The organism is Acidovorax sp. HMWF029, assembly GCF_003060895.1.
GTDB lineage: Bacteria > Pseudomonadota > Gammaproteobacteria > Burkholderiales > Burkholderiaceae_C > Acidovorax.
Genome location: NZ_QAIH01000205.1, coordinates 1 through 12,142 on the forward strand (window position 1 = coordinate 1; position 12,142 = coordinate 12,142).

General features: G+C 64.1%; 14 protein-coding genes. 7 read left to right on the plus strand and 7 right to left on the minus strand.

The features are described from left to right. Nucleotides 1–238 precede the first annotated feature (238 nt). The 4 genes from DBR12_RS14205 to DBR12_RS14220 all read left to right on the plus strand — a co-directional run bounded on the left by DBR12_RS14205 (nucleotide 239) and on the right by DBR12_RS14220 (nucleotide 3,763). On the plus strand, nucleotides 239–793 hold the full coding sequence (locus tag DBR12_RS14205; protein ID WP_108617856.1) for a bifunctional 2-polyprenyl-6-hydroxyphenol methylase/3-demethylubiquinol 3-O-methyltransferase UbiG: 555 nt from the start codon (nucleotides 239–241) through the stop codon (nucleotides 791–793). A 30-nt stretch (nucleotides 794–823) separates the two neighbouring features. Further along, nucleotides 824–1,723, plus strand: coding sequence for a 4-hydroxy-tetrahydrodipicolinate synthase (dapA, locus tag DBR12_RS14210; RefSeq protein ID WP_108617857.1), 900 nt, complete (start codon nucleotides 824–826; stop codon nucleotides 1,721–1,723). Nucleotides 1,724–1,777: 54 nt separating this feature from the next. Then, entirely contained in the window at nucleotides 1,778–2,872 is a 1,095-nt protein-coding gene (gene bamC / locus DBR12_RS14215) for an outer membrane protein assembly factor BamC (protein WP_108617858.1), read from the plus strand. A 93-nt stretch (nucleotides 2,873–2,965) separates the two neighbouring features. Then, the gene (locus DBR12_RS14220; RefSeq protein ID WP_108617859.1) at nucleotides 2,966–3,763 is read left to right on the plus strand and encodes an MBL fold metallo-hydrolase; all 798 of its coding nucleotides are present in this window, start codon (nucleotides 2,966–2,968) and stop codon (nucleotides 3,761–3,763) included. A gap of 128 nt (nucleotides 3,764–3,891) precedes the next feature. Here the strand turns inward: DBR12_RS14220 and DBR12_RS14225 are convergent, their stop codons facing one another. From DBR12_RS14225 to DBR12_RS14235, 3 genes are all read right to left on the minus strand, one after another. Continuing rightward, nucleotides 3,892–4,173 carry a hypothetical protein gene (locus DBR12_RS14225; RefSeq protein ID WP_108617860.1) on the minus strand — a complete coding sequence of 94 codons (282 nt, stop codon included), beginning with the start codon at nucleotides 4,171–4,173 and terminating at the stop codon, nucleotides 3,892–3,894. A gap of 260 nt (nucleotides 4,174–4,433) precedes the next feature. Further along, the gene (locus DBR12_RS14230; RefSeq protein ID WP_108617861.1) at nucleotides 4,434–4,958 is read right to left on the minus strand and encodes a hypothetical protein; all 525 of its coding nucleotides are present in this window, start codon (nucleotides 4,956–4,958) and stop codon (nucleotides 4,434–4,436) included. 13 nt (nucleotides 4,959–4,971) lie between these two features. Next, nucleotides 4,972–6,108 carry a cupin domain-containing protein gene (locus tag DBR12_RS14235; protein ID WP_108617862.1) on the minus strand — a complete coding sequence of 379 codons (1,137 nt, stop codon included), beginning with the start codon at nucleotides 6,106–6,108 and terminating at the stop codon, nucleotides 4,972–4,974. Between the two features lie 53 nt (nucleotides 6,109–6,161). Between DBR12_RS14235 and DBR12_RS14240 the strand changes: the two genes are divergently transcribed. After that, on the plus strand, nucleotides 6,162–6,686 hold the full coding sequence (locus DBR12_RS14240; protein ID WP_108617863.1) for a peptidylprolyl isomerase: 525 nt from the start codon (nucleotides 6,162–6,164) through the stop codon (nucleotides 6,684–6,686). Nucleotides 6,687–6,766: 80 nt separating this feature from the next. On the opposite strand, the gene DBR12_RS14245 is transcribed toward DBR12_RS14240, so the two are convergent. The 4 genes from DBR12_RS14245 to coaBC all read right to left on the minus strand — a co-directional run bounded on the left by DBR12_RS14245 (nucleotide 6,767) and on the right by coaBC (nucleotide 9,644). Further along, nucleotides 6,767–7,273, minus strand: coding sequence for a glycine zipper 2TM domain-containing protein (locus DBR12_RS14245; protein WP_108617864.1), 507 nt, complete (start codon nucleotides 7,271–7,273; stop codon nucleotides 6,767–6,769). A 206-nt stretch (nucleotides 7,274–7,479) separates the two neighbouring features. Further along, the gene (gene dut, locus DBR12_RS14250) at nucleotides 7,480–7,926 is read right to left on the minus strand and encodes a dUTP diphosphatase (RefSeq protein WP_108617865.1); all 447 of its coding nucleotides are present in this window, start codon (nucleotides 7,924–7,926) and stop codon (nucleotides 7,480–7,482) included. Between the two features lie 2 nt (nucleotides 7,927–7,928). Next, nucleotides 7,929–8,399: a hypothetical protein gene (locus tag DBR12_RS14255; protein ID WP_233244520.1), complete on the minus strand. Its 471-nt coding sequence runs from the start codon at nucleotides 8,397–8,399 to the stop codon at nucleotides 7,929–7,931. A 21-nt stretch (nucleotides 8,400–8,420) separates the two neighbouring features. Continuing rightward, nucleotides 8,421–9,644, minus strand: coding sequence for a bifunctional phosphopantothenoylcysteine decarboxylase/phosphopantothenate--cysteine ligase CoaBC (coaBC, locus tag DBR12_RS14260; protein ID WP_108617866.1), 1,224 nt, complete (start codon nucleotides 9,642–9,644; stop codon nucleotides 8,421–8,423). Between the two features lie 114 nt (nucleotides 9,645–9,758). Here coaBC and DBR12_RS14265 point away from each other — a divergent pair, with 114 nt between their 5' ends. Further along, nucleotides 9,759–11,417: a CTP synthase gene (locus tag DBR12_RS14265; RefSeq protein WP_108617867.1), complete on the plus strand. Its 1,659-nt coding sequence runs from the start codon at nucleotides 9,759–9,761 to the stop codon at nucleotides 11,415–11,417. 12 nt (nucleotides 11,418–11,429) lie between these two features. Beyond that, nucleotides 11,430–12,142 (plus strand): 3-deoxy-8-phosphooctulonate synthase (gene kdsA, locus DBR12_RS14270; RefSeq protein WP_233244521.1); only part of this gene is annotated, 713 nt, incomplete at its 3' end.

A 12,142-nucleotide genomic window follows, 5' to 3' on the forward strand; every position in this document is an offset into this window, starting at 1 on the left:
TGCACACACCGCCCCCGCCCCCAAAACCCAGGCCGCGCGCCCTGCGCTGGCTGGGTGTGGCCGTAGCGGTGCTGCTGTGCCTGGCGGTGTTTGGCCTGTACACCGCGCCCGAGTTCATGGTGATGCTCGCCGACCAGATGTGGGCCTGTTTCTGACGGGCACATCGGGTGGATTCAAGGCTTTTTTGGGCCTCTGCGCGCGCTGAACAAGTCTTTATAGCTATAAATTCAATAGCAAAATGCATGGTACGGAAGCTCCCTCCGCATGGGTCCGCCGCTGGGCCCACCTGATTCCCTCCGGCAGCACGGTGCTGGATGTGGCCTGCGGTGCAGGCCGCCACCTGCGCTGGCTGCGCAGTCTGGGGCACGCCATGGTGGGCGTGGACCGGTCCGCCGAGGCCCTGGCCGCCTGCGACGGCCTGGGCGAGCTGCTGCTGGCAGACATTGAGAACGGCCCTTGGCCCCTGGCGGGGCGCCAGTTTGGCGCCGTGGTGGTCACCAACTACCTCTGGCGGCCACTGCTGCCCACCATTGTGGACAGCGTCGCTGCAGGTGGCGTGTTGATCTACGAGACCTTTGCCCTGGGCAACGAAACCGTGGGGCGCCCGGCACGGCCCGAATTCCTGCTCGCGCCCGGCGAACTGCTGGGCGCCTGCCAGGGGCTGCGTGTGGTGGCCTACGAAGACGGGTTCCTGGACGAACCCGCACGTTTTGTGCAACGCGTCACGGCCGTGCGGGAACTCCCGCAGCCTGGCGGGCCTTCCCGGCATCTTTTGTCCATCGCGGCTAGTTAGAATGCCCTTTTACCGTTTTTCACTGCGGACATGACCTCTTCCTCCGTGCCTCTTACCGGCAGCATCGTCGCCCTCGTCACCCCCATGCACGCGGACGGCAGCGTGGACTACCCCGCCCTGCGCAAACTGATCGACTGGCATATCGCCGAAGGCACCGACTGCATCGGCGTGGTGGGCACCACGGGCGAATCGCCCACGGTCAATGTCCAAGAGCACTGCGAGATCATCCGCGTCGCGGTCGAACAATCCGCCAAGCGCGTGCCCATCATGGCCGGCTGCGGCGCCAACTCCACCGCCGAAGCCATCGAGCTGGCCAAGTTCGCCAAGAAGGTCGGTGCCGACAGCCAGTTGCAGGTCGTGCCCTACTACAACAAGCCCACGCAAGAGGGCCAGTTCCAGCATTTCAAGGCGATTGCCGAAGCCACGGGCGACCTGCCCATCGTGCTTTACAACGTGCCCGGCCGCTCGGTGGCCGATATGCAGCACGACACCGTGCTGCGCCTGGCCCAGGTGCCCGGCATCATCGGTATCAAGGAAGCCACAGGCAACGTCGAACGCGCCCAGTGGCTCATCCGTGACGTGCCCCAGGGTTTTGGCGTGTACTCGGGCGACGACCCAACCGCTGTAGCCCTGATGCTGTGCGGCGGCCACGGCAACATCAGCGTGACGGCCAACGTGGCCCCGCGCCTGATGCACGAGCTGTGCGTGGCGGCCCTGGCGGGCGACGCGCGTCGCGCCATGGAAATTCAGTTCAAGCTGATGCCCGTGCACAAGAACCTGTTCGTCGAAGCCAACCCCATCCCGGTCAAGTGGGCCATGGCCCGCATGGGCCTGTGTGGTGGCACCATGCGCCTGCCCATGACGCCGCTGGCCAGCGGCAACGAAGCCGTTGTCGAGGCTGCACTGCGCAGCAGCGGCCTGCTGGCCTGATCCAACCCGGGCCACGCCCGGCTCCCTGAGACACTTCTTCCCGAGGATTTCCGCGTGAAAGCTGCTACCACCCGCCTGAGCCTGCTGGCCCTCGCCATGGCCCTGTCCGCCTGCGCCGCCCTCGAAGGCGACAAGATCGACTACAAGAGCGCCGCCAAGGGCTCGACCCTTGAAGTCCCACCGGATCTGACGCAGCTGTCGCGCGAATCGCGCTATGCCGTGCCAGGTGGCACGGTATCGGCCGCCGCCCTGCAGGCCGGCCAGGCAGCGCAGCCCTCCGGCACGGCCAACGCCGCCGCCCTGCAGCTGGGCGACGTGCGCATCGAACGCGACGGCAACCAGCGCTGGCTGGTGGTCAACCGCCCTGCCGACAAGCTCTGGGAGCCCGTGCGCGACTTCTGGCAGGAAAACGGCTTCAACCTGGCCCAGGCTGAGTCCAACGTCGGCATCATGGAAACCGACTGGGCAGAAAACCGCGCCAAGCTGCCGCAGGACTTCATTCGCTCCACGCTGGGCAAGATGCTGGACTCGCTGTACTCCACCGGAGAACGCGACAAATTCCGCACCCGCCTAGAGCGCAATGCCAATGGCAGTACCGAGGTCTACATCACACATCGCGGCATGATTGAGGTCTACGGCACAACCACCAAGGACAACACGGTGTGGCAACCCCGCCCCTCCGACCCTGAACTGGAAACCGAATTCCTGCGCCGCCTGATGGTCAAGCTGGGCGTGAGCCAGGAGCAGTCTCGCGCCATTGCCGCAACTCCGGCGCCACGCACGCAGGCAGCGCGCATGGCAACCGTCAACAACCAGCCCGTGGTGCAACTGGACGAGGGTTTTGACCGCGCATGGCGCCGCGTGGGCCTGGCGCTGGACCGCACAGGCTTCACGGTGGAAGACCGCAACCGCAACGAAGGCACGTATTTCGTACGCTATGTGGCTCCCAATGCCGACAAAAAGGATCCTGGTTTCTTCGGCAAGCTCTTCAGCAGCTCCTCGGCCGCGACACCTCCGCTCAAGTACCGCATCGTGGTGCGCAGCCAGGGCGAATCCACCACGGTGTCTGTGCTCAATGAAGCAGGTGCCCCCGACACCTCGGCCAATGCCGAGCGTATCGTGCGCGTGATTACCGACGACCTGAAGTAGTCAAGAAGGCACACCGCCCAACCCCCACCAGCACCCTGCCCCGGGCCACAAGCCCCCGGCAGGGTGTGGTCTTTTAAGCGTCCCACATCCACCATGCTGCGCTTCAAGAATTTGGGCAGCGGCAGCTCAGGCAACGCCACCGTGGTCGAAGGCGGCAGCGGCGCGCAGATGCGCCGCCTGCTGATCGACTGCGGGTTCAGCATCCGCCAACTGCAAGCCCGCCTGACCCAGGCCCAGCTGCAGCCCGAAGATATCGACGCCGTTTTCATCACCCACGAACACTCCGACCACATTGGATGCGCCCAGGCACTGGCTTTGCGCTACCGCATCCCGGTCTGGATGAGCGAAGGTACACACGCAGCACTGGGGTTCCCGGACTTTGACGGCCTGTTGCGGATGGCGCGCGACATGCAAGCCATGGACCTGGGCACCTTCCAGGCTCTGCCCTTCACAGTGCCCCACGACGCCCGAGAGCCGCTGCAGCTGCGCTGCTCCGATGGCGACGCGCACCTGGCGGTGCTGACCGACCTGGGGCACGCCAGCGCCCATGTGCTGGAGCAACTCAAAGGCTGCCATGCCCTCCTGATCGAGGCCAATCACGACCCTGGCATGCTACAGGCCTCACGCTACCCGCCCTTTCTGAAGCGCCGGGTGGGTGGTCCCTTTGGCCACCTGGCCAATGCCGCCACAGCCGACATACTGCGAGCAGTGCAGCACGCAGGCCTGAGCCAGGTGGTAGCCGCCCACCTGAGCGCCAAGAACAATGCCCCCCGCCTCGCGCAAGCGGCTCTAGCGGCCGCGCTGGGCTGGCGGGCCGAGGAGATCATTGTGGCCAGCCCCACCCAGGGGACCGAATGGCTGCGCGTGGGCGAGAGTCACCCAAGCCGCTGACCAGGCATGGTCAGATACAGGCAATCTCCGCACCAAAGACAAAAAATGCCATAAAAAAAGCCCCGAACCTTGCGGTGCGGGGCCGTGGCAAAGGCCAACCATGTGGTCGGCCCAGAGCCTGCAGCGATTTACTTGGCTGCGGAAGCGCCAGTAGCAGCGGTGGCAGCAGCATCAGCAGCGGCCTTGGCAGCGTCGGCAGCAGGAGCGGCGGCATCAGCAGCAGGAGCGGCGGCAGGGGCTGCAGCTGCGTCGGAAGCAGCAGGCGCTGCGGGTTCGGCGGCAGGAGCTGGCGCAGCAGCGGGAGCTTCCACGGGTGCGGGAGCAGGTGCTGGAGCGGGCTCTTCCTTCTTGCCACAAGCGGCGAGTGCAGCAGCAGCGATCAGGGCGGCCAGAACGAGAGAGTTCTTCATTTCGATTTCCTAGTTGGACAGACAGAATCTTGAAAAGCCATGGCGTCAGGCTCTCTGAAGCCCTGGTACGCATTGGCACAAAGCGTTGATTTGCACCTTTTTGGCGCAACCTCCGATTATATTGATTTTTAGTCAATACTGACTAACACTGACGAAAGCTTTACACCCGCTTGACTTCGCACATGCAAAGCAAAGCCGTGGTGATCTCACCACACACAGGCCACTTCCCGGTACGCCAGCGCTGCTTGCTACGCAGAGGTTCACAGGCCCAACGTGGTTGAGGGAAACCCCGGGGTGCTCTTGCTGCGCACCCATTCATTGATCGACTCCCGCAAAAACACCCGGCGGTCGGGCTCAGAGCCCGTCACCCCCACGCAGCGCTCCGGGTCCAGGCGGTGCATGACCCACTGCGGCGACCATAGGGCGCTCGGCAGATCCAGAGGGTCGGCCGCCGGGCTGCGGCGGCAGGTGATGATGTGGTCCCAAGTGCCGCGCCAGCGCACAAACCGGGCATGGCGCCGAATCACATCGTCATAGCTGCAGGCCAGCATGGTGAAGCGTCGGCCACTGTGGGCCCAGGCCTGCAGGGATTCGATCACGCAGCGCTCGCCCAAAGGCCAGTCGTGAAAATGGGCGTCACAGATGACAATCTCCTGCCAGCCGTCCCGCGCGGCCGTGGCGAAGGCATCACGTACGAGCTGTTGGAACACTTCCCGACCACTGAACCGACCGGTGGGCAGGTCCCGCAAAGGCTCGGGCGGGGTGGCAGCGAAGTTGTCGCTCATCACAGTCTCCTGGTCAGTGACTGCCCGTCCAGACATGGGCCCAGCCCGCATCGCACCATGAGGACAACAGCTCCAGCGCATCGTCGCTGGCGCGGGCCAGCTCACGCGCCGTCAGCCGTCGTTCGTCTGCCAGGCGTCGCATCAACGTAGCGTCGCGCCCAGCGGCTCGGTAGCTTTCGCCATTGATGAAGATGTGCTGCGCGTCGTACATCATGCGGCTCTTGCGGTCCAGGCAGACACCCTCCAGCATCACGCGAGCATCGCCGGGTTCGAACCACACACTGGGCTTGGGCTCGGTGAGGTATTCGCCGAGCGCGCGCTCCAGCATCAGGGGTTGCGCCAGCGCACGGGCAAGCGCTTCACGCGCGAATTCATGCAATACGGCCGGAATGTGAGCAGGATGCGCAACGGCCTCCTGGCCTGCGTCACGGTAGAGCAAAGGCTTGCCTTCGTCGGCCTCGCCAGCATCTTCAGCCAGGCGCACCAGCAGCTCCTGCGCCAGCTCTGCGCGCGCTGGGGCGCGGAACCCGATGGAGTAGGTCATGCACTCGCCCTCGGCAATGCCGTCATGGGCGTAGCGCGGCGGCAGGTACAGCATGTCGCCCGGCTCCAGCACAAACTCCTCTTCGGGTTCGAACTGGGCCAGCACCTTCAGCGGAATGTCGTCGCGCAGCGTCAGGTCCTTCTGGCGACCAATGCGCCAGCGCCGCTTGCCATGGGCCTGCAACAGAAAGACGTCGTAGCTGTCAAAGTGTGGCCCCACGCCGCCGCCATTGCTGGCATAGCTGATCATGAGGTCATCCAACCGCGCCTCGGGCACGAAACGAAACTGCTGCATCAGCGCATGGACCGCATCGTTGTGCAGATCCACCCCTTGCACGAGCAAGGTCCAGTCCGGCTGCTGCAGCGCAGGCAGCGCGCGGCGACTGAAGGGACCGTGGCGCAGCTTCCAGGCGCCCTTGACCAACTGCACCAGGCGCGATTCCACCCCCTCCTGCGCGGCCAGCGCAAACAACTCTGACCGCAAGACGGGCGGCGCAAATTGGGGAATGGCCTGGCGCACCAGCAGGGGCTTCTTCTGCCAGTGGCGGCGCATGAATTGCGCGGGGGTGAGGCCACCGAGCAGGGAAAGGGGTTGCTGGATATCCATGGGAAAACAGGGCCCCTTGGCAGGGCGGTTGGTCAAACTGCGACAATTCTCCTATGGAAATTACCCAACAATGTGTGGTCGCACTGACCTGGACGCTCAAGGACACGCTGGGCGAAGAATTGGACGTGCTCGATGAGCCCGTGGAGTTTCTGGTCGGCGGCGATGATCTTCTGCCCCGCATCGAAGAAGCCCTGCAAGGTCACAGCCCCGGCGCCAGCTTGGCGCTGCACCTCGAACCCGAGGACGCTTTTGGCGACTTCAACGACCAACTGCTGTTCCTGGAACCCCGCGCGCTGTTCCCAGCAGAAATCGAAGAAGGCATGACATTTGACGGAATGGCACTGCCGGAAGGCTGCAACCCGGATGCGCCGCGCACTGCGCTCTACACCGTGGCCGAGATCTACCCCGAACACGTGGTGCTGGACGGCAACCACCCGCTGGCAGGCATTGCGCTGCGCCTGCAACTCACCATACAGGCCGTCCGCGAAGCGACCGAGGAAGAAATCGGTCGTGGTACGGCGGGAACGGGCTTCTTTCGCGTACAGCCCCAAGCCCCTGGAAGCTCGCTGCTGCACTAGTCCTCTCTCGACAAGACCCCCATGAGTAAGCGGGCGCTCTGATGGTTTTCAGAGCGCCCGCTTTCTTTCAGCCCTTCAACTCAGAGACGTGAGATCTGGCCGTTGTACAGACGCACGCGGTCGCCAATACGCAGATCACCCGGGCTGCTCACGTCATACACGCGGTAACCGCCCTGGTCCAGTTGCACGGACAGCCGATATCCCTGCACGTATTCCTGGTTGTTGCGCCCCTCGATGGCATTGCCTGCCACAGCGCCCCCGAGCACGCCCACCGCCGTGGCAGCCGCGCGGCCAGAGCCCTTGCCCACCTGATTACCCAGGACGCCGCCGACAACCGCACCCAGCACTGCCCCCGCACCGGAGGTCTGGCCTTGAGAGCGCCCCTGTACCACCTCGATGTTGGACACGCGACCGTACTCGGTGCCAGCCGGGTTGATCGGGTAGGCGGGGGCGGTCTGATAGCCGCTGGAATAACCCCCTGAATACTGGGGAGCAGGCGCTGGACGGTTGTGGCCACAGGCAGCCAAAGAGCCAGCCAGGACAACCACACCAGCAATGGCGAGGGGGCGGCGGGTGAATTGCAGCATTTCAATCTCCTGAAGTCATATGAGCCAGTCCGAGGCGAAGTGTCGATGCAAGGCACACAGCAGTCATCCCGGACACATGGTTGATTGGAACAACGCGGCAGGGTTCAGCCGCGTGGACACATGGCCACATGGCCTGTCGGTAACAGACACACAAAAAAGTAAGCGCCGTCTTACAAATGCCGCGCCACGCCTGTGGCGCAGTGGCTTCAGGCCTTGCCCGTCGAGCCGTAGCCGCCCTCACCCCGCTCAGTGGCTTCAAACTCGGTGACGACGTTGAACTGCGCCTGCACAACCGGCACGATGACCAACTGGGCCAGGCGCTCCATGGGCTCCAGCGTGAAGGCCACGTTACTGCGGTTCCAGGCGCTCACCATGAGCTGCCCCTGGTAGTCGCTGTCGATCAGGCCTACGAGATTGCCCAACACAATGCCGTGCTTGTGGCCCAGGCCGGAGCGCGGCAGGATCAGGGCGGCGTACCCCGGATCCTTGATGTAGACGGAAATGCCGGTGGGCACCAGTTGCCATGCATTGGGCTGCAAGGTGAGCGGCGCATCAAGGCAGGCCCGCAGGTCCAGACCCGCGCTGCCGGGTGTGGCATAGGTGGGCAATTGATCCGCCATGCGCGGATCCAGAATCTTCACGTCAATCTTCACAGTTATTTCTTCTTTCCAGTTGTGCGCTGCTGGGCCACTTGCCGCAGCCGCTCCTGCAAGGGCTCCACGCCTGACGCGGCCCCGAAGGCTGCGGATGATAGGGCCTTGGGAGCCACTTCGATCAAACGCCCCAGCCCCCACCAGATGGCCGCCATGACCGCCAGCCCCGGCAAAGACCCTTGGCTCCACATAAACAACGCCGCCCCGTGCAAGACAATCAACACCAGCAGCACGGCGCGCACGGCACGCACAACGCCCAGCAAAGGCTTCAGAACCAGAGCGAGATCCGGCGGACCGGGCTTGGGCGCCGGGCGCACCCCAGCCGCCCCAGAGGGCTTCTGGGCGGCGGTGGAGCCAGGGACTAAAGCCTGTACACCTCTAACAGGCGCTGGTGCGGTCAGCCGTTCCACGTAGCGTGCAAAGTCGCCATCGGGCGGCGTGTCCCATTCAGGCTTGATGGCACCAGTCTTCATACAGCCTCCCGGCAAAGACCTCTAGGAAACCACAGGCGCCAACCGCGCTGCAATGTCCGCGACCAGCTGCTGGGCCAGCACCCGCTTGGAGGCCCGGGGCAGCTCGCGGTGCCCCTGGGCGTCCACCAACAGCAAAGCATTGTCATCCTGCCCAAAGGTGGCCGGACCAATGTTGCCCACCAGCAGCGGCACTCCTTTGCGCGCACGCTTGGCCGTGGCGTGGGCCAGCAGGTCATGGCTCTCAGCGGCAAAACCGACACAAAAGAGATCACCCTCCAGGGCATGCGATGACTTCGCCACCGTGGCCAGGATGTCGGGGTTCTCCACGAAACCCAGGGTCGGGGTCTGGCCCGAGCCGTCTTTCTTGATTTTCTGGGAGGACTGGCTGGCGGGCCGCCAGTCCGCCACGGCAGCGGTGGCAACGAACACCGACGCCGCCTGCACATGGCGCTGTACGGCCGCCAGCATGTCCTGGGCCGACTGCACACTCACACGCTGCACCCCACGTGGCGTGGGCAGATGCACGGGCCCAGCCACCAAAGTGACCTCGGCACCGGCTTCGCGGGCGGCACGCGCAATCGCAAAGCCCATCTTTCCACTCGAAAGATTGGTGATACCACGCACGGGGTCGATCGCTTCAAAAGTAGGCCCCGCCGTCACCAAGACCTTGCGCCCCGCCAGGACCTTGGGCGCGAAGAAGGCAATCAACTCCTCCAGCAACTCCATGGGCTCCAGCATGCGGCCGTCGCCAGTCTCGCCACAGGCTTGATCGCCGTTACCCACACCCAGCACCGCAGCGCCGTCCTGCGCCACCTGGGCCAGGTTGCGCTGTGTGGCAGGGTGGGCCCACATTTCGCGGTTCATGGCGGGCGCTAGCAGCAACGGCACGTGCTGCGCGGGACGCGCCAAGCACAGCAGGCTGAGCAACTCGTCTGCCCTGCCCTGCACCAGACGCGCAATGAAGTCCGCACTGCAGGGCGCAATCAGGATTGCATCCGCCTCGCGGCTCAGATTGATATGGGGCATGTTGTTGGGCTCGCGGGCATCCCATTGCGAGCCATACACCGGCCTTCCAGAGAGAGCCTGCATGGTGACCGGCGTGATGAACTGCTCGGCCGCTTCGGTCATCACCACCTGCACGGTGGCGCCCTCCTTGATGAGCTGGCGGCACAGATCGGCCGCCTTGTAGCAAGCCACGCCCCCACTCAAACCCAGAACAATGTGTTTGCCAGCAAGCTCATTCATGGGCCGAATTTAGCAGACAGGGTTGACCCTGCCCCAAGGGGTGTCGCCAGGGCGCCATCTATAATCCCAATTTCCCACCACCAGGAGACCTCTCGCGAGAGGCCCCCTTCAGACATGACCAAATTTGTCTTCGTCACCGGCGGTGTGGTGTCTTCCCTCGGTAAGGGAATCGCCTCAGCCTCCCTTGCCGCGATCCTCGAATCGCGGGGACTCAAAGTCACCCTCATCAAGCTTGACCCCTACATCAACGTAGACCCGGGCACCATGTCGCCGTTCCAGCACGGCGAGGTTTTTGTGACCGATGACGGCGCAGAAACCGACCTGGATCTGGGCCACTACGAGCGTTTCATCGAAACGCGCATGAAGAAAACCAATAACTTCACCACGGGCAAGATTTACCAGTCCGTGCTGGAGAAGGAACGCCGTGGCGACTACCTGGGCAAGACCGTACAGGTCATTCCCCACGTCACCAACGAAATCCAGGAATTCATCAAGCGCGGCGCCGGCATTGGCACGCCCGATGCCGTGGATGTGGCCATCGTCGAAATCGGCGGCACCGTGGGCGATATCGAATCGCTGCCGTTCCTGGAAGCCGTGCGCCAGATGAGCCTGCGCATGGGGCCCAACAATGCGGCCTTCGTTCACCTGACCTACCTGCCCTGGATTGCAGCAGCCGGCGAACTCAAGACCAAGCCCACCCAGCACACCGTGCAGAAGCTGCGCGAGATCGGCATCCAGGCCGACGCTCTGCTGTGCCGCGCCGACCGCCGCATTCCCGAAGAAGAACGCGCCAAGATTTCGCTGTTCACCAACGTGCCCGAATGGGGTGTGATCAGCATGTGGGATGTGGACACCATCTACAAGGTGCCCCGTATGCTGCACGAGCAAGGCCTCGATGGCCTGATCTGCGACAAGCTGCGCCTGAACACCCCGCCCACCAGCCTCAAGCGCTGGGACGACCTGGTTCATGAGACCGAGCACCCACAAGGCGAAGTCACCATCGCCATGGTGGGCAAGTATGTGGACCTGTCAGACAGCTACAAGTCGGTCAACGAGGCCCTGCGCCACGCCGGCATGCGCAACCATGTGCGTGTGAAGATCGACCACGTCGACTCCGAAACCATCGACAGTGCCGAAGCAGTGGCCAAGCTAGCCCAGTACGACGCCATCCTGGTGCCCGGCGGCTTCGGCCAGCGCGGCGTGGAAGGCAAGATCGCCACGGCCCAGTTTGCGCGCGAGCGCAAGGTGCCCTACCTGGGGATCTGCCTGGGCATGCAGGTGGCCACCATCGAATACGCCCGCCATGTGGCCGGTCTGGCCAACGCCAACAGCACCGAGTTCGACCCTACCACGCCCCACCCCGTGATCGCACTGATCACCGAGTGGAAGGATGCGGACGGCACCATCAAGAAGCGTGACGAGAATTCGGACCTGGGCGGCACCATGCGCCTGGGCGCGCAAAGCTCGGACGTGGCCAAGGACACGCTGGCACACAGCATCTACGGCGATGTGGTCACTGAGCGCCACCGCCACCGCTACGAAGCCAATGTGAACTACCTAGACCAGCTGCGCAAAGCGGGCCTGGTGATCTCGGCGCTCACGCAGCGCGAGCAGCTCACCGAAATCGTGGAGCTACCGCAAGCCGTGCACCCCTGGTACATCGGCGTGCAGTTCCACCCCGAGTTCAAGTCCACGCCCTGGAACGGCCACCCGCTGTTCAACGCCTTCATCAAGGCCGCCGTGGAACACCAGCAAGCCGCGAAAAAAGCATAAGGGACACCCACCATGCAGCTGTGCGGATTCAACGTCGGCCTAGACCAGCGCTTCTTCCTGATCGCAGGCACTTGCTCCATCGAAGGCCTGGAGATGTCGCTCGACGTGGCAGGCCAACTCAAGGAAGCCTGCGCGCCGCTGGGCATCCCGCTGATTTACAAGGGCTCTTTCGACAAGGCCAACCGCTCCTCCGGCACCAGCAAGCGCGGTGTAGGGCTGGAAGCTGGCCTGAAGATCCTGGATGAAGTGCGCCGCCAGCTGCAACTCCCCATCCTGACCGACGTGCACGACACCTCGCATGTGGCCGAGGTGGCCAGTGTGGTCGATGTGCTCCAAACGCCTGCCTTCCTGTGCCGCCAGACGGACTTCATCCGCGCCGTGGCGCAAAGCGGCAAGCCGGTGAACATCAAGAAGGGCCAGTTCCTGGCGCCCTGGGACATGAAAAACGTCATTGACAAGGCCCGGTCGGCAGCAGCCGAGGTGGGCCTGTCGGAAGACCGCTTTCTGGCCTGCGAGCGCGGTGTGAGCTTTGGCTACAACAACCTCGTGGCCGACATGACCAGCCTGGCCGAGATGCGCAACTCCGGCGCGCCGGTGGTGTTTGACGTTACCCACTCGGTGCAAAAACCCGGCGGACTGGGTGCCGTGAGCGGTGGTGCGCGCGACATGGTGCCCGTGCTGGCGCGCGCCGGTGTGGCCGTGGGCGTGGCGGGCCTGTTCATGGA

Coding starts and splice junctions, on each gene's coding strand:
- DBR12_RS14205 (WP_108617856.1), top strand. CDS start 239: ATGCATGGTACGGAAGCTCCCTCCGCATGGGTCCGCCGCTGGGCCCAC.
- dapA (WP_108617857.1), top strand. CDS start 824: ATGACCTCTTCCTCCGTGCCTCTTACCGGCAGCATCGTCGCCCTCGTC.
- DBR12_RS14220 (WP_108617859.1), top strand. CDS start 2,966: ATGCTGCGCTTCAAGAATTTGGGCAGCGGCAGCTCAGGCAACGCCACC.
- DBR12_RS14225 (WP_108617860.1), bottom strand. CDS start 4,173: ATGAAGAACTCTCTCGTTCTGGCCGCCCTGATCGCTGCTGCTGCACTC.
- DBR12_RS14230 (WP_108617861.1), bottom strand. CDS start 4,958: ATGAGCGACAACTTCGCTGCCACCCCGCCCGAGCCTTTGCGGGACCTG.
- DBR12_RS14235 (WP_108617862.1), bottom strand. CDS start 6,108: ATGGATATCCAGCAACCCCTTTCCCTGCTCGGTGGCCTCACCCCCGCG.
- DBR12_RS14240 (WP_108617863.1), top strand. CDS start 6,162: ATGGAAATTACCCAACAATGTGTGGTCGCACTGACCTGGACGCTCAAG.
- DBR12_RS14245 (WP_108617864.1), bottom strand. CDS start 7,273: ATGCTGCAATTCACCCGCCGCCCCCTCGCCATTGCTGGTGTGGTTGTC.
- DBR12_RS14255 (WP_233244520.1), bottom strand. CDS start 8,399: ATGAAGACTGGTGCCATCAAGCCTGAATGGGACACGCCGCCCGATGGC.
- coaBC (WP_108617866.1), bottom strand. CDS start 9,644: ATGAATGAGCTTGCTGGCAAACACATTGTTCTGGGTTTGAGTGGGGGC.
- DBR12_RS14265 (WP_108617867.1), top strand. CDS start 9,759: ATGACCAAATTTGTCTTCGTCACCGGCGGTGTGGTGTCTTCCCTCGGT.